This is a genomic window from Neotabrizicola paludis (assembly GCF_044142105.1).
Classification (GTDB): Bacteria; Pseudomonadota; Alphaproteobacteria; order Rhodobacterales; family Rhodobacteraceae; genus Pseudogemmobacter.
Genome location: NZ_JBGTYM010000007.1, coordinates 73,782 through 92,568 on the forward strand (window position 1 = coordinate 73,782; position 18,787 = coordinate 92,568).

Consider the following 18,787-nt stretch of genomic DNA (forward strand, 5'->3'; position numbering starts at 1 on the left):
GCCCCCTAAAGCCCGCCCTTGAGATTGGCGACTTCGGTCAGCCGCACGCCAAGCTGGCCCGGCGTATCGCCCTCGATCTCGGTCAACTCGCCCCGCGCGATCAGCCGGTCGCCGACATAGAGCTCGACCGGGTCATCCACCCGCCGGTCCAAAGGCAGGATCGCGTCGCGCGACAGGCGGAGCAGGTCTTTCACCAGCGGCCTTGCGCGGCCGACCGAGATGGTGATCTCGATCGGAACCTGGGCGAAGGGGCTTTTCTCGGTCAGGTCATCCATGGGGCGGCCCCTCCTGGGCCAGGCTGAAGAAATCGTGCACGGCGGCGCAAACCTCTTGCGTGACGCGGGTCAGGTCGACCTTGGCCTCGGCCCCGCCCATGCGCAGATAGACCTGACCTTCGGGCAGGCTGGGTTCTTCCTCCAGCGTCAGGGGCAGGCCCGTCGCCTGGGTGACCAGCCCCCCGACCGCGTCACGCACGGCGGGGTTCAGGACCAAGGTCACGGGATGATCGGCCAGATCCTCGGCCATGGGCATGACCTGTTCAAGCACCAGCGGCGCCAGCGTCTCGCGCGCCATTTCCGGCAGGAGGTGGTGCACCATCTCGGTCAGAAGCGGCTCCAGCGCCTTGAGGATATGGGCCCGCGCCTCTTGATAGGTGAAGGACAGGGCCTGCAGGCTATGGGCCAGATCGGCGCCGATGCGGGTCTGATCGTCGGTTTGCGCGCTGGCTGCATCGTCCCAGCCGGCCTTGTAGCCCAGTTCATAGGCGGCAAGCTTGGCCTCTTCGATGGCGCCGATCTCGGTCGTGACCAGGGTCGAGTTCGGCTTGCGGCGGCCATCGGGTTCAAAGACCTCAAGCTTGGGCATCGGCATCAGGCGCGCTCCTCCTCGGGCTCCAGCCAGCCGCGCAGGATCTCGATCGTCTCGGCCTGGCGTTCCTCGATCAGACGGCGCAGCCGGGTGGCGGGGTCTTCCTGTTCTCCGCCGCCGCCGGCATCGGCGGCCATGAAATCGACCATCGGCAGATCGGGCAGGGCAAAGCCGGTGTCGATCTCTCCGGTCAGCGCCTCGCCCGCAGCACCCGCCGCGACCGCGCCGGGCAGGGCAAGCGGCGCGCCCGCGGGCGGCAGCGCGGCAGCGCCCCCGGCCCGGGCCGACGCGAAGATCGGGCGCAGCACGAAAAGACCCAGGATCAGCGCCACCAGGGCCAGCGCGGCGATCTGGATGACGGCCATCACATCGACCGGGCCGATCTGCGGGATCAGACCCGATGTCGCCTCGGTGCCCTCGACCGGCAGGGGCGAGAATTCCAGCGATTTCAACGTCAGCACATCACCCCGGCTTTCATCCAGCCCCACGGCGGCGGCAACCAGATCATGCAGGTCGGTCAGTTCGGCCGCGCTGCGCGGCGCCCAGCTCTGGCTGCCATCGGTCGCGATTGTCACCGTGCCATCGACCAGAACCGCCACGGTCAAGCGCTTCACCCCGCCCGGTGCGCGGGTCAGCGCGCGCTGGGTTTCCGAGACGTCGTAATTCACCCGCTCGCGCGTGTCATTTGCCTGCGACTGGCCGCCCGCCCCCGCCCCGGTATTGCCCTGCGGCAGGTTGGAGGCCACCGTCACACTGGGCGAAGGCTCGGTCGCCTGTTTGCTGGATTCCTCGGTTTCGGAGGAAATCGCCACCCTTCCCTGCGGGTCGAGCTTGCGTTCGGTGATCTGTTCCGTCTCGGTCACCAGATCGACCGCGACCTCGACCACCGCCTTATTGGCGCCGACCCGCGCCGCCAGCAACCGCTCGACCCGGCGGCGGATCTCTTCGGCGCGCTGGGCCGCCTCGCCGCCCAGGGCGTTCGGACCGGCCTCGTCCTCGGCCGCGATGAGACCGCCCACTGTATCGATGACCTGCACATCCTGCGGCTTCATCCCCGAAACGGCCGAGGCGACCAGATGTTTCAAAGCGCGGGCCTGCTCCTCGGTCAACGTGCCATTGGCCGTGGTCACGGTGACCGATGCGGTCGGCGTCTCGCCGCGGCGGAACGGGTCTTCCGGGCCTTGCGAGATATGGACGCGCGCCGCCCGCACCTCGGGCATGGCAAGGATGGTGCGGGCAAGTTCGCCCTCTTTCGCCCGCCAATAGGCGGCGTCGAACATCTGGCTCGTGGTGCCGAAACCCGAGAGGGTATCGAGCAGCTCATAGCCGGCGCCGCCCGCGCTGGGCAACCCCTCGCCCGCCAGAGCCATGCGCAGCGCGTCGCGCTGGTTCACATCGACATAGATCGAATCGCCGCGCACCGAATAGTCGACCCCGCGCGTGTCGAGCGCGGCCACCACCTCGCCCGCGGCGCGGCCATCAAGCCCGGCATAGAGCAGCACCATCTGCGGCCCGCCCGCCATGCGCGCCAGCGCCAGCACGGCCAGGAAGACCGCAAGCGTGGCCCCCAGCACGAAAAGGCGGCGACCCAGGCCCAGCCCAGCCCATATCGACATCAGGTTCTGCACAGGCGGCGACTCCGGCGGAATTCCTTCCCGCTGGATCGCAGGATTGAAGGGTCTCGCTTAACAATCGGTTAGTGACATCCGTTCTATTTTCGTCCCCAGCGCCGGAACGGAGGCCCAAGTGTCGGATGCCGCTGTCGTGCCCGAAGAGGCACCCAAGAAGAAGAGGTCGAAACTGCCGCTGCTGATCGGCCTTGTGCTGATGCTGGCCCTGGGCGGGGCGGGGTTCTACGCGACCTGGTCGGGCATGATCCTTGGCGGCGGGCGGGAGGGGGAGCATGCCGAAGCGCCGCCCGATCCGCTGCCCGACATCGCCTTTGTTCCGATCGAGCCGGTGATGGTTTCGCTGGGGCCGAAATCCAGCGCGAAGTTCCTCAAACTGACCTCGCAGCTTGAAGTGACAAAGGCCTATGCCGAAGAGGTGACCGCCCTGATGCCGCGCATCCTGGATGTTCTGAACAGCTATCTGCGGGCGGTCGCGGTCGAGGAGCTGGAGGACCCCACGGCCATGGCGCGCCTGCGGGCGCAGATGCTGCGCCGGGTGCAGATCGTCACCGGGGAAGGCCGCGTGCGCGACCTTCTGGTGACCGAGTTCATCGTGAACTAGGAGGCGGGAATGCAGCTGATCGCCGATTCGCTTCTGCTGGCCGCGACGATCGGGGCGGCGATCTATTGCTATGTTCTGGCGGCGCGGCTGCGCCGGTTCACCACGCTGGAAACCGGCATGGGCGGGGCCATCGCGGTTCTTTCGGCGCAGGTCGATGACATGACAAAGGCGCTGGAAAAGGCGCAGGGCGTCGCGGGCGCCTCGGAACGGCGGCTTGAGGATCTGACGGCCCGGGCCGATGTGCTGGCCAAGCGGCTGGAACTGATGGTCGCGTCTCTGCACGACATTCCCGAACCTGCCCCCCGGCCTACCGAGGCCGAACCGCCCGAGGAGTACTATCGTCGCCTGCGCTTTGTCCGGCGCCGCTCGCCGCGCGAACCGATCGAGGCCGCGGAATGAAACGCCGGGCGGGCCGGGGCGCCCTGATCATCATCGCGCTGATGTTCGCGACCTCGGGCGCGCTGCGGCTGGGCGATGGGCTGGGCGTCTCGCTTGCCCGCGCCGCCGATGGCGCACTGAGCGGCGGGAGCGGTCCGGCCGCCGCCCCCGCAGCCTGCCCGCCTCTGCCTGCCGAACTGGCCGCCGCCCTGTCGGAGCGCGAGGCGCGGGTCGCGGCGCAGGAAGCGGCGGTCAATGACAAGACCGCGGCCCTTGCGCTGGCCGAAGACACGATCAAGGGTCGGCTAGACGCGTTGAAGAAGGCCGAAGAGGAGCTGAAGGCGACGCTGGCCATCGCCAATGGCGCGGCCGAGACCGACCTTGCCCAGTTGACGACGGTTTATGAGACGATGAAGCCCAAGGATGCCGCCAAGGTCTTTGAGGCGATGGAAGCGAATTTCGCGGCGGGTTTTCTGGGGCGGATGCGTCCCGATGCCGCCGCGGCGATCATGGCGGGTCTTACTCCGGAAAAGGCCTATGAAATCAGCGCTATATTGGCTGGCCGCAACGCGCTTGCCCCGAAGGAGTGAATTGGCAGGTTCTTAACCCGGCTGCGTCAGGATCGCCGAAGGCGGGCGCAGGCCCGGCGCAGAGAAGGAAAACGGATGTTCGGCTTCATTGGCATCGGCGTCATCCTGCTGATGGTGTTCGGCGGCTACGTCATCCATGGCGGCAACCTTGCCCCGATCATCGAGGCGCTGCCCTTCGAGATAATCATGATCGGCGGCGCCGCCGTGGGCGCCTTTCTGATCTCGAACGACCTAGCCGCCGTCAAGCACACGCTCAAGGACGTGGGCAAGGTGTTCAAGGGCAACAAGTGGAAGCCCGCCGATTATCGCGACCTTCTGTGTCTGCTGTTCGAACTGGTGCGGCTGGCCCGCGCCAATCCGGTTGGTCTGGAAGAGCATGTCGAGACCCCCGAGACGTCGACGATCTTCGGCAAATACCCGAAAATCCAGCACGATCATGACGCGGTCGAGCTGATCCGCGACACGCTGCGCGCCGCCTCGATGAATTATGACGACCCCCATCAGGTCGAGGAGGTGCTGGACAAGCGGATGGAGCAGCAGTTGCACCATGCGATGCATTCCAGCCATGCCCTGCAAACCATGGCCGACGGCCTGCCCGCCCTCGGCATCGTTGCCGCCGTGCTGGGCGTGATCAAGACCATGGGCTCGATCGACCAGCCGCCCGAAGTGCTTGGCGGCATGATCGGTTCGGCTCTGGTTGGCACCTTCCTGGGCGTGTTTCTTGCCTATGGTCTGATGGGCCCCTTCGCCGCGCGGGTAAAGCAGGTGGTCGAGGAGGACGCCCATTTCTACCAGTTGATCCGTGAGGTTCTGGTGGCGAATCTGCATCGCCACCCGGCCAATATCTGCATCGAGGTCGGGCGCCAGAACACGCCCCATTCGGTGCGCCCCGGCTTCAGCGATCTGGAAGAGGCGCTGCGGGCCCTGAAACAGGATGCGGCATGATCCGGTGTTTCGCCCGCCTTCTCGCCCTTGTGCTGGCCCTGATGCTGGCAGGGCCCGCGCAGACCGAGGTTGCGCTGGTGCGGGGCGGCGAACACCCGGACTTCACCCGGATCGTGGTCGAGGCGGGCCAGACCGGCGATTGGCGATTGGGACGCACCGAGGATGGCTATGCGCTGCAATTGGGCGATGCCGTCACCGGCTTTGATCTGACCCAGGCCTTTGCCCGCATCCCGCGCGACAAGGTTTCGGCGCTGTGGCGCGACCCGGACAGCGGGCAGTTGCGCTTTTCGCTCTCCTGTCCCTGCTATGCGGTGGGGTTCGAGTTCCGCCCGGGCATCGTGGTGATCGACATCAAACCGGGCCAGCCCCCTGCCAGTTCCGCCTTTGAAGAGCCGCTTTCCCCGCCAGAACCGCCGCCGCCCATCCCGGCGCCCGCCATCGCCGCCGGCACCGATCCGATGGTCGATCCGACCGTTCCATCCGCCCCCGCCCCTGCGACGGGTCCGACCCCGGCCTATGACTGGCTTGCCATCTCACGCGACGCCGCCAAGCGCGCAGACCCGCTGCCCCTGCCCTTCGCGATCGCGGATCCGCGGCTTGACCCGCTGCGCGCCGCCCTGCTGGCGCAGATCAGCCGGGGGGCTGCCGCAGGCGTGGTCGAGATGGCCGAACATCCGGCCCTGCCCGATCCGGCCATGACGAGCACAGGCGACGGGATCGGCATGCGCATCGCCGATGGCGAATTGCCCGGTCTTTCAAGCAAAAGCCCGCGCGATCCTGCACCCAATCTCAGCTCGGAAGGCGCGCCCTGCCTGACGGATGCCGACCTTGAGGTGGGAAGCTGGATGTTGCCAGGGCCGGTTGCCGAACAGCTTGGCCCCGGCCGCGCCGGGTTGCTTAGCGAATTCGACGCGCCGAATGCCGATGCCATCCACCGCGCGGCGCGGCTGTACATCGCGCTGGGCTTCGGCGCCGAGGCGCGGCAATTCCTCGAGATTCTGGGCCCTGGCGAGGAGGGGGAAGACGTCACCCTTCGGGCGATGAGCCATGTCGCCGATCAAGAGCCGGGGGGGGAGGAGGTTTTCGGCCCGATGGCCGGCTGCGACACGGCCGCGGCGCTGTGGTCCGCCCTGACCCTGACCGCCGCAGGCGGCACCGCGCCGTCGCAGGTCAAGGCGTTGAATGCCGCGGCGGTGGCGCGCAGCTTCTCGGCCCTGCCCATCCATCTGCGCCGCTCTTTCGGTCCGGCGCTGGTCGATGTGTTCCTGAGCGCAGGTCAAGACGAAACCGCCCGACAGATCCGCGACGCGATCCTGCGCGCGCCGGGCGCAGCGGGGGCGGAAGTGGCGCTGATGGATGCGCGATTCGATCTGGCGACCGGCGATGGCAAGGCGGCGACGACGATCGCGCAGGACGTGGCGAAAGACGCCGGGCCGCAAAGCCCCGAAGCGCTGGTGACCCTGGTCGAGGCCGCGCTGAAAAGCGGCTCTGCGCTGCCCGAAAACCTGCCTGCCACCCTGCGCGCCTTTCTGGGCGATGCGCAGGGCACCGCGCTTGAGGCGCCCCTGCATCGCGCGATCCTGCTCGCCTCGGCACTGCAGGCCGATTTCGCCGCAGCCTTTGCCGAACTGCCCGCCTCGCCCGACAGCGCCGCCGATCTTTGGGCGCTGGCGGCAAGCGGGGCGGATGACAATCTTTTCCTCGCCCAAGCCATATCCGCCGCGGCAAAGGGCGTGCCCGCCGTGTCGCGCGATACGGGCTTTGCCGTCGCCCAGCGCCTGCAGGGCCTGGGCTTTCCCGAACAGGCCCTGGCCTGGCTGGGCGTGGTCGGGCCGGAAGAGGACGGCAAGACCCGGCTTCTGGCTGCGCAGGCGGCGATGGCGCTGGGCGATGCGCGGGCGGCAGGGGCGCTGGTCACCGGTCTTGACGACCCCGAAGCGCAGAAGATCCGCGCCGCCGCCGTGCTGCAACTGGGCGATGCCGCAGCCGCAGCCGAGGCGCTGGACAAGGCGGGCGATACGGCGGGGCGCGACCGCGCCCTGACCTGGACGCAGGATTGGCCGAAACTGGCGCAGGCAGGGGCGGATCCGTGGAAATCCGCCGCAGCGCTGACCGATGCCGCCACCGCTGCAGCAGCCGGTCCGCCCGGCGACGCGACCCTGCCGTCCGGTCAGGCCCCTGGTCAGGCGGATGCGACCACCCCGCTGGCCCGCGGCGCTGCCCTGGTGGCCGACAGCACGGCGGCGCGGACGGCGGTCGAGGCGCTTCTGGCCAGCGTCAGCCGCCCCAGCACCCCGTAACCACTTGGCAACCTTACCGCCGCTAGACTGGCACGGTCGGGCATGATGCCCCCGGAGTCCGGCCTGTTCAGAATGAACTTTCGTTGCTTCTTCCTGATCCTTCTGTTCTTGCTTGCCCTGCCAGACGGCATGGCCATGGCCCGCCGCGATGCGGCGCCGCCCGCACTTTGCACCCAGGCCGCAAGTGCTGCGGCGGATCGTACCGGCGTTCCGTTGCGCGTCCTGATGGCGATCGCCCTGACCGAAACCGGGCATCGCGCCGAAGACGGCACTTTCGCGCCCTGGCCCTGGGCGCTGAACCAAGCTGGCGACAGCGCCTTCTTCGCCAGCCGGGAAGAGGCGCTGGACCATCTGTCCGCCCTGCTCGACCAAGGGGTGACCAATGTCGATATCGGCTGCTTTCAGTTGAACTGGCGCTGGCACGGCCAGGCCTTCGCCTCGCTGGACGAAATGATCGACCCCGATCTGAACGCGCTTTATGCCGCCCAGTTTCTGGCCCGGCTGTATCGGGACAGCGGCGACTGGTCGCTGGCCGCCGGGGCCTATCATTCGGCGACACCGGACCATGCCAGCCGCTATTCCGACCGTTTCGACATGATCTATGCCGCCCTGGGCGACGACATGGCCCTTGCCCTGTCCGATGCGCCTGCCACCGGCGCCGCGGACTCCCGAACCAACGGCTTTCCGCTGTTGCAGACTGGGGCGGCAGGGGCAATGGGGTCGCTCGTGCCGCTGGATCAGGCCGCCAGGCCGCTGTTCGGGGGCTAGACCATGCCAAAACTGACAGTGCAGGAAGTGATGCGGCCGACGGTGCTTCTGGCGCTGGCGCTGATGGCGGTGATCGGCATGATGATCCTGCCGGTCCCGGCGGCGCTGCTGGATGTGGGGTTGGCGATTTCCTTCGCGCTGGCCATCCTGATGCTGACGGTCACGCTGTTCATCGAACGCCCGCTGGATTTCTCGGCCTTCCCGACCATCCTTCTGTCCAGCCTGCTGCTGCGTCTGGCCCTGAACGTGTCCTCGACCAAGCTGATCATCGGCCAGGGCCATACCGGCACCGACGCGGCGGGCCATGTCATCCAGGGCTTTGCCGAATTCATCATGGGCGGCAACCTGATCCTGGGGCTGGTGATCTTCGTCGTCCTGCTGATCGTCAATTTCATTGTCATCACCAAGGGCGCGGGCCGCATGGCCGAAGTGGGGGCGCGCTTCGCGCTGGACGGGATGCCGGGCAAGCAACTGGCCATCGATGCCGATATGTCGGCAGGCGCGATCACCCATGACGAGGCGAAGAAGCGGCGCGAGACGGAACTGGCGGAAACCACCTTCTTCGGGTCGCTGGACGGCGCGTCGAAATTCGTCAAGGGCGATGCTGTGGCGGGGCTGCTGATCACCGCGTTGAACCTGATCGTCGGGCTGATCATGGGCATCGTGGTGCATGGCATGCCCGCCGCCCATGCCTTTGAAACCTATTCCATCCTGACGGTGGGCGACGGGCTGGTCAGCCAGATCCCCGCCGTCATCATCTCGATCGCCGCAGCCCTGCTGCTGGCGCGGGGCGGCTCGAAAGGGGCGGCGGATGTGTCCTTCTTCGAGCAGCTGGGCCGCTATCCGGCGGCCCTGGCCACGGTGGCGGGGCTGATGGCGCTGTTCGCCGTGGTGCCGGGGATGCCCTTCCTGCCTTTTCTTGCCGCGGCCGCGGCGCTGGGTGCGGCGGCCTGGTTCGGCCTCCGCCGCAAGCCGCCCGAAGCCACGACAGAGGCGGGTCTGCCCACCCCGGTAAAGCGGCCCATCGGTGACGTTCTGGATTTCGACGAGATCCATATCGAATTCGCCCCGAACCTGGTCGGCATGGCGCTGGACCCGGCCACCGGCCTTGATGGCCGCATCGCCAATATGCGCAACCATATCGCCGCCAGCTTCGGGCTGATCCTGCCGGAAATCCGCCTGACGGATGAGGCAGCCCTGCCCGCCGGCGCCTATCGCATCCGCATCCAGGGTGTCGAGCGGGTGGTGAACCGCCTGATGCCCGAGCGCGCCCTGGTCTTGATGAGCGACGGCATCCCCGCGCCCGAGGGCGAGGATGTGAAAGAGCCGGTCTATGGTGCCCCCGCGCGCTGGATCCGACCCGATTTTCAGGAGGATGCGGTGCTTTCCGGGCTGACCGTGGTTTCCGCCGCCGAGGTTCTGGCAACCCATCTTCTGGAAGTGCTCAAGGGCAATCTGGCGCGGCTTCTGTCGCTGCGGGGGCTGCGGCGGCTGCTGGATGAATTCGTCAATGTCTCGGACCCCGCCCGGGCCGAGGCCAACCGCAGGCTGCTTGACGATCTGGTGCCCGACAAGGTGCCGCTTGACCTGTTGCATTCGGTGCTGCGGCTTTTGCTGGAAGAACGGGTCTCGATCCGCAACCTGCCCCTGATCCTTGAGGCCGCGGCCGAGGCGCGCGGCCTGGGCGCACCCGAGGCGGTCTGTGAACATGTCCGCCAGCGGCTTGGCTTTCAGATCGTGGCCGAGTTCAGGCGCGCCGACGGCACCATCCCGCTGATCCAGCTTGCCCCCGATTGGGAGCGCAATTTCCAAAGCCACCAGATCGATGGCAGCGGCCCCAATCGTGACGTCGCGCTGCCCCCGGACATGTTCGCAAGGCTTGCCAATGGCATTGCGGATCGGCTGAACCATGCCGCCGAACAGGGCGCGCTGCCTGCGCTGATCACCTCGGCCACGCGGCGGCGGTTCCTGCGCACGGTGGTGCAGGCCAAGGGTTTGCAGACGCCCGTCCTGTCCTATGAGGAGCTTGGCATGGAGGTGCGGCCCGCGCTTCTGGGGCAGGTGGCGGCATGAACGATCTTGTGGCGCAACTGGCGCAGGTCTTCGGTCTGGCACAGGCGGCGATCTGGCACGCGGGGCTGGTCTTTCTGCGCGTGGGCGCGGCGGTATCGCTTGTGCCGGCTTTGGGCGAACAATCGCTGCCGCGGCAGGTCAAGCTTGCCGCCGCCCTGTCGATCACGCTGATCGTGCTGCCCGCGGCCCCCGGGGCGGCTTTCACCCTGGCCGCCGTTGCGGCAGAGGTGATTGCCGGGCTGGCGCTGGGCATGGGATTGCGGCTTTTGATCCTGGGGCTTCAGACGGCAGGCACGCTGGCCGCACAATCCGTTTCGCTGACGCAAATGTTCGGCGCGGTCGGGCCGGAACCGCAGCCCATCGTCGCCAATGTGCTGACGCTGGGGGCGCTGGTGCTGTTCCTGACCATGGGCGGGCTGTCGCGTGTGGTCGAGCTTCTGGCCCTGTCCTACCAGATCGTGCCGACCGGGCAGCCGCCCGACCCTTCGGTCCTCGCTGAATGGGGGCTGAAACGGGTCGTCTGGGTGTTTGGCCTAGCCTTCTCGCTGGCCGCGCCCTTCGTGCTGGCCTCGCTGCTCTACAATCTGGCTTTGGGCGCGATCAACCGCGCGATGCCGGCGCTGATGGTCAGCTTCATCGGCGCGCCCGCGCTGACGCTGGGGGGTCTGGCCCTGCTGGCCCTGGCCACCCCGCTGATGCTTGAGGTCTGGCGCAGCGCAATGCAGCAGGCGCTGGCCGCGCCCTTCGGAACCCCGTGATGGCCGGGCCCGAGGACGAAAGCGAAAAGGAATTCGAGCCGACGCAGCGGCGGCTGGATCAGGCGCGCGCCGAGGGCGATGTGATCCGGTCCGAAGATATCCAGGCGGCGTTGGGCCTGGGCGGGCTGCTGCTGGCGGTGGCCATTCTTGGCCCTTGGACTATCCACATGGCGGGCGGCGCGGGCCTTGCGCTATTGCAAGGCGCCGGACGGTTGAGCGGGCCGGGCAGCGGCGCGGGGCCGGAAATTGCCGGGGCATTGCTGCGCATGGCAGGTCCGGTGCTGCTGCTCTTGGCGGGGCCGGCTGTGCTGGTGATGGCCTGGCTGATCGCCTCGAAAGGCTTTGTCGTCGCGCCTTCGAAACTGGCGATGAGGGGAAGCCGTATCTCGATCCTTGCCACTGCAAGACAGAAATTCGGGCGGGCCGGACTGGTCGATTTCGCCAAGCGCGGCGCGAAGATGCTGGCCTTTGGCGCCGCGCTCGCCTGGTATCTCTCCGACAGCGCCGCGATGTTGCTTCTGGCTGCAGGGCTTGCACCCGGTCAGGTCGTCAGCCTGATGGTGAAACAAGTTCTCGGCCTGCTGCTGCTGTTCCTGGCGCTGCTGGCGGGGTTCGGCCTGCTGGATTACCTGTGGCAAAGGGCCGAATTCCTGCGCCGCCACCGCATGACCCGCAAGGAACTGCTGGACGAGATGAAGGACAGCGAGGGCGACCCCCATATGAAGGCCGACCGGCGACGGCGCGCCCAGGAGATCGCCACGCGCAAGATGCTGGTCGAGGTGCCCAAGGCCGATGTCGTGCTGGTCAACCCGACACATTATGCCGTTGCGCTGAAATGGGATCGCGCCCGGGGTCGCGCGCCCCTCTGCGTGGCCAAGGGGGTGGATGAAATCGCCCTGCGCATCCGGGCGCTGGCACAGGAATCGGGCGTGCCGGTGCGCAGCGACCCGCCCACCGCCCGCGCCCTTCACGCCAGTCTTGAGATCGGCGACGAGGTGCGGCCCGAACATTACGCCGCCGTGGCCGCCGCCATCCGTTTCGCCGACGGGCTGCGCAAGCGTGCGCGGCGCAGCGTGCTGCGATGAAGGACCCGCGGCTGGCCCGCCTGGCGCAGATGGCGCAGATGGTCGAAGAGGCCGGCACGGCCAATCTGCGCCGCGCGGTTGCCGCGCGCGAGGCGGTGCGGGCCCAAATCGAAGCGCTGGATGCAAGCCGCGCGCGCGCCGCGCCACGGAACGCCGCCGAGGCGCGCATCGCCTATGCCTATGAGGCCTGGGCCAGCCGCCGCCGGGCCGCTCTGAACCTTGACCTCGCCAAGCATGAGGCGCTGTGCCTGTCGCTTCTCGAGGAGGCGCGCGTCGCCTTTGGTCGCGCCCGCGTCATCGACAGGCTGATCGCCCGGCAGGAGACCCGCTAGATCAGGAATTCGGCCAGCGCCTCGTCATGGGTGATATCGCGATAGGCGAAGTCAGCCGCATCCATCCGCCCAGTGAACATTGCAAAGTTTTCCGCCTTCTTCGTCTCGATCCCGATCAGGACCGAACCGAAATTGCGCGCCGATTTCTTGAGATATTCAAAGCGAGAGATGTCGTCCTCAGGCCCCAGCATCGACAGGAATTCGCGCAGGGCGCCGGGCCGCTGCGGCATGCGCAGGATGAAGTATTTCTTCAGCCCGGCATGGCGCTGGGCGCGCTCTTTCACTTCGGGCAGACGCTCGAAATCGAAATTCCCGCCAGATGTGACGCAGACCACCATCTTGCCGCGAATTTCGCTTGCCAGTTCCGGCAGCGCATCGACCGACAGCGCCCCGGCGGGTTCCAGCACGATCCCTTCGACATTCAGCATCTCGAGCATGGTGATGCAGACGCGGTCTTCCGGTGCCAGATGCACCTGCGCGGGCCTGACCCAATCGAGATGCCGCCAGGTCAGATCGCCCAGCTTCGCCACCGCCGCACCATCAACAAAGGAATTGACCTTGTTCAGCTTGACCGGTCCGCCCTGCTCCAGCGCGGCCTTCAGGCTGGCCCCGCCCAGCGGCTCGACAAAGCGGAATTGCACCTCGGGCGCCTCTTCGCGCAAAAGCCGCGTCACGCCCGAGGCCAGCCCGCCACCACCGACCGGAAGGACCACCATGTCGGGCGCGCGGCCAAGCTGTTCCAGGATCTCGGCCGCGACGCTGGCCTGGCCTTCGATCACATCCGGGTCGTCAAAGGGCGCCAGGAAATGCGCGCCCTCGGCCCGGCAAAAGGCCTGGGCGGCGGCCAGGGTCTGGTCGAAATAGTCGCCGGTCAGCTCGATCGTCACCGAGGCCCCGCCAAAGGTTCGGGTTTTGTCGATCTTCTGCTGCGGCGTTGTGACCGGCATGAAGATCGTGCCACGCACTCCGAAATGGCGGCAGGCATAGGCCATGCCCTGCGCATGATTGCCCGCGCTGGCGCAGACGAAATGCTGCTGGCCCGGATCACGCACCCGCATCTTGCGCATGGCGTTGAAAGCGCCGCGCAGCTTGTAGCTGCGCACCGGGGTCAGGTCTTCGCGCTTGAGCCAGATCTCGGCCTGGAACTTTTCCGACAGATGCGGGTTCCATTGCAACGGCGTCGCCGGGAATAGGCCGCGCAGCTCTTCGGTGGTGGCGCGGACGGCTTTGGCGAAGTCTTGCATCTGCGGCGCTCCTTCTCGGGGTGGCCTTCTTAACCACGGCCCGACGCGGGCGACAATGCTGCGCCTGCCTGCGCTTCTGTAACCCGACGCCGGGCTGCGTCAGCAAAGGATCGCCGCCGCCGCTCTAAAAACTTGCCGATATTTGCCGCCGGCCGAAAGGGGTCTGCCATCGCCTCCGCAATTCGGCCACAGTTATGCCCGATCCGCGTCAGGTTTTGGTTACCATCTGTCGCGAGCCACGTTCCCGAAGGAAACCCGCCATGATCCGCATTGCGAAAATCGCGCTTCTGCTTGGCATCAGCTGCTTTGCCCTGGCACCCGCCCTGCCCAATCTTGACCCGTCTTTTTCTGGCGCCGCCTTTGCGGGTGGAAAAGGGGACAAGGGGGATAAGGGCGACAAAGGCAAGAGCGCTGACCACGGCAACAGCGGGAACAAGGACGGCACTGCCGCAGCCAAGACCAAAGGCGCTGCCGCGACCAAGCCTGCGAAGAAATCCATTGTGCAGGCCGCGACGACCGAGACGCTGTCGCCATCGCAACTGGGCAAGATGAACGGGGCAATGAACGCCAATATCAACGCCGTTCTCGCCCATATCCGCAACGGCCAGACCACCAGCGGCCCGGTTGGCCTTCTGGCCGGCCTGGCGGTTGCCGACGCGCTGGCCGGCGAAAGCACCGGCGCCTTGGCGGAACTGGAAGCCAAGGCCCAAGCGCATACGGCTTTGGAATTCGGCCTGACCGACAGCGGCTATGCGACGCTTGACGACTATCTGGCCGCCAAGGAGGCCGGCACCGTGACCGAAGAGGACCTTGCCAAAATCGATGGTCTGATCGAGGGCGCGGGCGGGCTGACCGAAGACGGCACCGCCCTGGCCGAAGCCGCGCCCACGGCCGAAGAACTTGCCGCCGCCGAAGAAGCCGCCGCTGCGGCCGGAGAAGGCGTGACTGCCGCCGAAGACGCGCTTGTCGCCGCCTGGAACAAGGATGGCGATGCGGAGACGCTGCTTGATATGGCCCGCGACAAGCTGGAGCCCTATCAGGAAGAAATCGCCGCCACGGTGGAAGCCACGGCCGCGGGCACGGACCCGGTGACCGAGGAAGAGGCGACCGACGACGATCTGGCGGAAACCCCCGAGGACGCGCTGCCAGAAGATGGCGTCGTCGTCGAGACGCCGCTGCTTCTGCCGGAGGAAACCACGGGCGGCTAAGCCGGGCCCGACACTCTGCGGCAATCCTTGCCCTTGGCGCTCTTTCCCGGTAATCGCCTGCGAAACCGGGACGGAGCCTTCCATGCAGAAGCCGAAGAAAGTGGTGCTGGCCTATTCGGGCGGCCTTGATACCTCGATCATCCTGAAATGGTTGCAGACCGAATATGGCTGCGAGGTGGTGACCTTCACCGCCGATCTGGGCCAGGGCGAGGAGCTGGAGCCCGCCCGCCAGAAGGCGGTGCTGCTGGGCATCAAGGAAGAGAACATCCATATCGTCGACGTGCGCGAGGAATTCGTGCGCGACTTCGTCTTCCCGATGTTCCGCGCCAATGCGGTCTATGAAGGGCTTTACCTTCTGGGCACTTCGATCGCGCGGCCGCTGATCGCCAAGCACCTTGTGGAAATCGCCCAGAAATCGGGGGCCGATGCGGTGGCCCATGGCGCGACTGGCAAGGGCAATGACCAGGTCCGCTTCGAACTGGGCGTCGCGGCGCTGGACCCTTCGATCCGCGTCATCGCGCCGTGGCGGGAATGGGATCTGTCCAGCCGCACCAAGCTGATCGAATTCGCCGAGAAGAACCAGATTCCGATCGCCAAGAACAAGCGCGGCGAGGCGCCCTTCTCGGTCGATGCGAACCTGCTGCACACGTCCTCCGAGGGCACCGTGCTGGAAAACCCGGCCGAAGAGGCGCCGGATTACGTGGCCAGCCGCATCGTCGCGGTGGAAGACGCCCCGAACACGCCTGAATTCATCGAGATCAGCTTCGAGAAGGGCGATGCCGTCGCGATCAATGGCGAGGCGATGTCGCCCGCCACGATCCTGACCCGCCTGAACGAGCTGGGCGGCAAGCATGGCATCGGCATCCTGGATTTCGTGGAAAACCGCTTCGTCGGCATGAAATCGCGCGGCCTGTATGAAACCCCCGGCGGCACGATCCTGCTCGAGGCGCATCGCGGCATCGAGCAGATCACGCTTGATTCCGGCGCGGGCCATCTGAAGGATTCGATCATGCCGCGCTATGCGGAACTGATCTATAACGGCTTCTGGTTCAGCCCCGAGCGCGAGGCGCTCCAGGCGCTGATCGACAAGACCCAGGAACATGTGACCGGCACGGTGAAGCTTAAGCTTTACAAGGGCATGGCCCGCACCGTCGCGCGTTGGTCGGACCATTCGCTGTATAGCGAAAAGCATGTGACCTTCGAAGAAGACGCCGGCGCCTATGACCAGAAGGATGCCGCGGGCTTCATCCGGCTGAACGCCCTGCGCCTGCGCCTGATCGCCACGCGCAATGCGCGGGTGGCGAAGAAGCGCTAAGTCTCTTGGGCGGCGGGTCTTCCCGCCGCCTCATGCAGCGCTTCCTCGGCCCGCACCACCTCGCCCGCCAGCCGCAGGGGGACATCCAGCTCTCCGGTTGCGGTGCGGATATCGGCCATCAGCTCCTCATGGGTCGAGAAGACGCCGCCGATGCGGAACATCTCGCGTTTGTGGCGCAGCGCGACATAGATGTAATGGCCGGTGCAGGCGACCGAGTAGAGCGACGAGCCTGATCCCAGCGATCCGCCCAGGTTCAGCATCCGGTCCATCAGCGCCTCCATCACTTTGCGCTCGGCCGGTTGCTGCGAGGGTGACCACAGCCCGTATTCCTCGTCATTGCCGCCCGTGGCACTGTGCCAGCGCGACTGGTTCTCGACATTCACATTGCCCTTGAAGATCCAGAACCCCTTGGTCTGCCTGACCGGGGCGATGAGGAATTCCGGTAGCATTTCCCGGGCCTTGACCTCGATCACCACGCCATCGAACAGGGTCGAGGAATTCTTGCCTCCGGTCTCGGTCTTCACCTCGGCAAAGCAGAACGGGCGGGCGGCGATCTGACCGCTCATCAGGTCGTCGCAGCTTTGCTTGCTGCCGCGCGGGATGAAATTCTCGGGGATTTGGGTGATGAAATGCTTGGCGCTTTTCTGATGCGACAGGTTCAGGGTCGAGGCGAGGATCGGCATGATCGCCGCCTCATGGCTTTTCTTGACCCAACCCGCCAGGGCGATCATCGCGAAGACCCCCGCGAAGCCCGCAATAATGGCCCAGCTTTGCGCATCCTTGCCCCTGTTCAAAAGCGTGATGACCAGAAAAACCGTGCCGACCAGCAAAGCCGCCATACCCGCAAGCCCTTGGATTCGAAGGCTTCTTAAATACGGAAGCGCATCAGACAGCGCAGTCTCCAAAGGATCGCGGGCGGAAGAATCGGGGTCGGACATGGCGGGCGTCCTTATGGGAAATCGATTCAGGTAAAGGGGATCAGTCTTTCATAATAGGAAAGCGCCTGATCGACCAAGCGCTGATACGGCAGGGACAGTTCGGGAAGCGGGCCTTCGGGCTTGTCGAAGCCGGTGCTGGCATGGACGGCGTTGTACCAATGCGGGGCCCAGGCGCCGTCATAGGGTTTGGGGCCTGCGGGCCAGGACAGCATGTTTTCGGTGAAGGGAATCCCCAGGCGGGCGCAAAGATTTTGAAGTGATTCCCGAGGGTTGGCGCGGATGGTGGCGGAATCGATCACCGGGGGGGCGCTGCCGGTTTGTTGGGCGACCTGGTCGAAGAGTTCGGCCTGCTGGACGAAGCCGATATCCATGAGCGTGGGCGCCTCGCGCTTTTTCGAATAGCTGGCCACCACATGGGCGGGATGGCGGATCAGGAAGACATTGGTCAGCCCGCGCAGGAAGCCCCGGTCGAATTCCGGGATCATGTGGAGCGTCATGTGTTTCTGGTAAAACAGGCTCTGTGCCTGCGGAATCGGCCCCAGGCAGGCCTGGGCGACCTTGGCCGGATCAGGCTCGCCCGCAGCGATGACCGCATCCGCCATCGGGTGATCAATGCCCGTTGCAGATAGGTAAGCGGCATAGAAAGGTTCGTCCCAGACCGCGCAATCGCCCCGCGCGGCGAAGCTGTACATCATCGCGGTCGAGAGATTGCGGGGGCCGCTCCACATGGCGATTCGCATAGTTTTTTCCCTGTCTTCCAAACGTCTTCCCAGCGTCTTCCGAACGTCTTCCGCAACGCGCGGGGATCATCCGCCCACCAGGGCCTTGTACAGCCCGCGAATCCGCTGGGTCACCGGCCCCATCTGGCCGCTGCCGATCACCCGCCCGTCGATCATGCCCACCGGCGTCTGCGCACCGAACGTGCCGGTCAGAAAGGCCTCGTCGGCCGAATAGGTCTCGACCAGAGAAAAGTTCTTCTCGCGTGCGACGATTCCGTTCGCCCGGCAGAGGTCGAGCACTTTCTGGCGCGTGATGCCGTTCATGCAGTAATCGCCGGTCGAGGTCCAAACCTCGCCCTTGCGGACGATGAAGAAGTTGCAGGCATTCGTCGTGTTCACGAAGCCATGTACATCCAGCATCAGCGCCTCGTCCGCGCCGGCCTTTTCGGCGGCGATGCAGGCGAGGATGCAGTTCAGCTTGGAATGGCTGTTCAGCTTGGGGTCCTGCGTCATCGGCAGGCCGCGCAGATGTGGAACGGTCGCCAGGTTGATCGGGCGCGGCAGTTTCTGGCGCGAATGTTCCATGATGATCACCATGGTCGGCCCGCGCTGCGACAGTTTCGGATGCTGGAAGGGCCGCGTCTTCACGCCGCGCGTCACCATCAGCCTGGCATGGGCATCGGTGACCATGCCGTTGGCCTTCTGCGTCTCGAGCACAGCGAAAATCACCTGATCCGGGGTCAACCCAATGTCGAGATCAATCGCTTTCGCCGCCTCGAACAGCCGGTCGATATGTTCGTCCAGAAAGGTCCAACGCCCGTTATAAAGGCGGATGCCTTCCCAGACGCCATCGCCCAGCATGAAGCCGGAATCATAGACCGAGACCACGGCCTCGGCCTTGGGCTTGAGCGCCCCGTTCACCCAGATCAGCAGATCCTCGTTGCGGGCGTCTTCCTCGGCCTGGTGGGTCGACACGTTGTCGGTCATCGCGCGCTCTCCTGTTCGTGAGGTAACGCTAGGCTGCGGCCGTGCGAA

The 18,787-nt window shown here is 66.2% G+C and carries 19 protein-coding genes; 12 read left to right on the forward strand and 7 right to left on the reverse strand.

Annotation, left to right across the window (positions count from 1 at the left end; all coding sequences use genetic code 11):
• Window positions 1–5 precede the first annotated feature (5 nt).
• From ACED67_RS15030 to fliF, 3 genes are read right to left on the reverse strand one after another with little or no spacing between them, the layout of a single operon-like run.
• Entirely contained in the window at window positions 6–275 is a 270-nt protein-coding gene (locus ACED67_RS15030) for a FliM/FliN family flagellar motor switch protein (protein ID WP_395542527.1), read from the reverse strand.
• Entirely contained in the window at window positions 268–870 is a 603-nt protein-coding gene (locus tag ACED67_RS15035) for a FliH/SctL family protein (RefSeq protein ID WP_395542528.1), read from the reverse strand. Before ACED67_RS15035 ends, ACED67_RS15030 begins: the two co-directional genes overlap by 8 nt.
• Window positions 870–2,483 (reverse strand): flagellar basal-body MS-ring/collar protein FliF, encoded by a 1,614-nt coding sequence (fliF, locus tag ACED67_RS15040; protein ID WP_395542529.1) that lies wholly within the window; start codon window positions 2,481–2,483, stop codon window positions 870–872. Before fliF ends, ACED67_RS15035 begins: the two co-directional genes overlap by 1 nt.
• A gap of 130 nt (window positions 2,484–2,613) precedes the next feature.
• On the opposite strand from fliF, the gene ACED67_RS15045 reads away from it, so the two are divergent.
• The 10 genes from ACED67_RS15045 to ACED67_RS15090 all read left to right on the forward strand — a co-directional run bounded on the left by ACED67_RS15045 (window position 2,614) and on the right by ACED67_RS15090 (window position 12,328).
• Entirely contained in the window at window positions 2,614–3,099 is a 486-nt protein-coding gene (locus ACED67_RS15045) for a flagellar basal body-associated FliL family protein (RefSeq protein ID WP_395542530.1), read from the forward strand.
• 9 nt (window positions 3,100–3,108) lie between these two features.
• A complete protein-coding gene (locus ACED67_RS15050) occupies window positions 3,109–3,498 on the forward strand; it encodes a hypothetical protein (RefSeq protein ID WP_395542531.1) in 390 nt (129 codons plus the stop codon).
• On the forward strand, window positions 3,495–4,067 hold the full coding sequence (locus ACED67_RS15055; protein WP_395542532.1) for a MotE family protein: 573 nt from the start codon (window positions 3,495–3,497) through the stop codon (window positions 4,065–4,067). The genes ACED67_RS15050 and ACED67_RS15055 overlap by 4 nt, the downstream gene beginning before the upstream one ends.
• 75 nt (window positions 4,068–4,142) lie before the next feature.
• Entirely contained in the window at window positions 4,143–5,012 is an 870-nt protein-coding gene (gene motA, locus ACED67_RS15060; RefSeq protein WP_395542533.1) for a flagellar motor stator protein MotA, read from the forward strand.
• A complete protein-coding gene (locus tag ACED67_RS15065; RefSeq protein WP_395542534.1) occupies window positions 5,009–7,312 on the forward strand; it encodes a hypothetical protein in 2,304 nt (767 codons plus the stop codon). Before motA ends, ACED67_RS15065 begins: the two co-directional genes overlap by 4 nt.
• A gap of 72 nt (window positions 7,313–7,384) precedes the next feature.
• Window positions 7,385–8,080: a transglycosylase SLT domain-containing protein gene (locus ACED67_RS15070; protein ID WP_395542535.1), complete on the forward strand. Its 696-nt coding sequence runs from the start codon at window positions 7,385–7,387 to the stop codon at window positions 8,078–8,080.
• Between the two features lie 3 nt (window positions 8,081–8,083).
• The gene (gene flhA / locus ACED67_RS15075) at window positions 8,084–10,153 is read left to right on the forward strand and encodes a flagellar biosynthesis protein FlhA (RefSeq protein WP_395542536.1); all 2,070 of its coding nucleotides are present in this window, start codon (window positions 8,084–8,086) and stop codon (window positions 10,151–10,153) included.
• Window positions 10,150–10,911 carry a flagellar biosynthetic protein FliR gene (locus ACED67_RS15080; protein ID WP_395542537.1) on the forward strand — a complete coding sequence of 254 codons (762 nt, stop codon included), beginning with the start codon at window positions 10,150–10,152 and terminating at the stop codon, window positions 10,909–10,911. The genes flhA and ACED67_RS15080 overlap by 4 nt, the downstream gene beginning before the upstream one ends.
• A complete protein-coding gene (locus ACED67_RS15085; protein WP_395542538.1) occupies window positions 10,911–11,996 on the forward strand; it encodes an EscU/YscU/HrcU family type III secretion system export apparatus switch protein in 1,086 nt (361 codons plus the stop codon). Before ACED67_RS15080 ends, ACED67_RS15085 begins: the two co-directional genes overlap by 1 nt.
• Window positions 11,993–12,328: a hypothetical protein gene (locus ACED67_RS15090; RefSeq protein WP_395542539.1), complete on the forward strand. Its 336-nt coding sequence runs from the start codon at window positions 11,993–11,995 to the stop codon at window positions 12,326–12,328. The genes ACED67_RS15085 and ACED67_RS15090 overlap by 4 nt, the downstream gene beginning before the upstream one ends.
• On the opposite strand, the gene ilvA is transcribed toward ACED67_RS15090, so the two are convergent.
• Window positions 12,325–13,572: a threonine ammonia-lyase IlvA gene (ilvA, locus tag ACED67_RS15095; protein WP_395542540.1), complete on the reverse strand. Its 1,248-nt coding sequence runs from the start codon at window positions 13,570–13,572 to the stop codon at window positions 12,325–12,327. The genes ACED67_RS15090 and ilvA overlap by 4 nt on opposite strands.
• A 260-nt stretch (window positions 13,573–13,832) precedes the next feature.
• Between ilvA and ACED67_RS15100 the strand changes: the two genes are divergently transcribed.
• Together ACED67_RS15100 and ACED67_RS15105 are read left to right on the forward strand one after the other, a co-directional pair.
• Window positions 13,833–14,780, forward strand: a complete 948-nt coding sequence (locus ACED67_RS15100) for a hypothetical protein (RefSeq protein WP_395542541.1) — start codon at window positions 13,833–13,835, stop codon at window positions 14,778–14,780.
• A gap of 82 nt (window positions 14,781–14,862) precedes the next feature.
• Entirely contained in the window at window positions 14,863–16,095 is a 1,233-nt protein-coding gene (locus ACED67_RS15105; RefSeq protein WP_395542542.1) for an argininosuccinate synthase, read from the forward strand.
• On the opposite strand, the gene ACED67_RS15110 is transcribed toward ACED67_RS15105, so the two are convergent.
• The 3 genes from ACED67_RS15110 to ACED67_RS15120 all read right to left on the reverse strand — a co-directional run bounded on the left by ACED67_RS15110 (window position 16,092) and on the right by ACED67_RS15120 (window position 18,739).
• Window positions 16,092–16,934 carry a hypothetical protein gene (locus ACED67_RS15110; protein ID WP_395542543.1) on the reverse strand — a complete coding sequence of 281 codons (843 nt, stop codon included), beginning with the start codon at window positions 16,932–16,934 and terminating at the stop codon, window positions 16,092–16,094. The genes ACED67_RS15105 and ACED67_RS15110 overlap by 4 nt on opposite strands.
• 125 nt (window positions 16,935–17,059) lie before the next feature.
• The gene (locus ACED67_RS15115; protein WP_395542544.1) at window positions 17,060–17,773 is read right to left on the reverse strand and encodes a sulfotransferase-like domain-containing protein; all 714 of its coding nucleotides are present in this window, start codon (window positions 17,771–17,773) and stop codon (window positions 17,060–17,062) included.
• Window positions 17,774–17,839: 66 nt separating this feature from the next.
• Window positions 17,840–18,739, reverse strand: a complete 900-nt coding sequence (locus tag ACED67_RS15120) for a D-amino acid aminotransferase (RefSeq protein ID WP_395542545.1) — start codon at window positions 18,737–18,739, stop codon at window positions 17,840–17,842.
• Window positions 18,740–18,787 lie beyond the last annotated feature (48 nt).

Coding starts and splice junctions, on each gene's coding strand:
- ACED67_RS15030 (WP_395542527.1), bottom strand. CDS start 275: ATGGATGACCTGACCGAGAAAAGCCCCTTCGCCCAGGTTCCGATCGAG.
- ACED67_RS15035 (WP_395542528.1), bottom strand. CDS start 870: ATGCCGATGCCCAAGCTTGAGGTCTTTGAACCCGATGGCCGCCGCAAG.
- fliF (WP_395542529.1), bottom strand. CDS start 2,483: ATGTCGATATGGGCTGGGCTGGGCCTGGGTCGCCGCCTTTTCGTGCTG.
- ACED67_RS15050 (WP_395542531.1), top strand. CDS start 3,109: ATGCAGCTGATCGCCGATTCGCTTCTGCTGGCCGCGACGATCGGGGCG.
- ACED67_RS15055 (WP_395542532.1), top strand. CDS start 3,495: ATGAAACGCCGGGCGGGCCGGGGCGCCCTGATCATCATCGCGCTGATG.
- motA (WP_395542533.1), top strand. CDS start 4,143: ATGTTCGGCTTCATTGGCATCGGCGTCATCCTGCTGATGGTGTTCGGC.
- ACED67_RS15065 (WP_395542534.1), top strand. CDS start 5,009: ATGATCCGGTGTTTCGCCCGCCTTCTCGCCCTTGTGCTGGCCCTGATG.
- ACED67_RS15070 (WP_395542535.1), top strand. CDS start 7,385: ATGAACTTTCGTTGCTTCTTCCTGATCCTTCTGTTCTTGCTTGCCCTG.
- flhA (WP_395542536.1), top strand. CDS start 8,084: ATGCCAAAACTGACAGTGCAGGAAGTGATGCGGCCGACGGTGCTTCTG.
- ACED67_RS15080 (WP_395542537.1), top strand. CDS start 10,150: ATGAACGATCTTGTGGCGCAACTGGCGCAGGTCTTCGGTCTGGCACAG.
- ACED67_RS15085 (WP_395542538.1), top strand. CDS start 10,911: ATGGCCGGGCCCGAGGACGAAAGCGAAAAGGAATTCGAGCCGACGCAG.
- ACED67_RS15090 (WP_395542539.1), top strand. CDS start 11,993: ATGAAGGACCCGCGGCTGGCCCGCCTGGCGCAGATGGCGCAGATGGTC.
- ilvA (WP_395542540.1), bottom strand. CDS start 13,572: ATGCAAGACTTCGCCAAAGCCGTCCGCGCCACCACCGAAGAGCTGCGC.
- ACED67_RS15100 (WP_395542541.1), top strand. CDS start 13,833: ATGATCCGCATTGCGAAAATCGCGCTTCTGCTTGGCATCAGCTGCTTT.
- ACED67_RS15105 (WP_395542542.1), top strand. CDS start 14,863: ATGCAGAAGCCGAAGAAAGTGGTGCTGGCCTATTCGGGCGGCCTTGAT.
- ACED67_RS15110 (WP_395542543.1), bottom strand. CDS start 16,934: ATGGCGGCTTTGCTGGTCGGCACGGTTTTTCTGGTCATCACGCTTTTG.
- ACED67_RS15115 (WP_395542544.1), bottom strand. CDS start 17,773: ATGCGAATCGCCATGTGGAGCGGCCCCCGCAATCTCTCGACCGCGATG.
- ACED67_RS15120 (WP_395542545.1), bottom strand. CDS start 18,739: ATGACCGACAACGTGTCGACCCACCAGGCCGAGGAAGACGCCCGCAAC.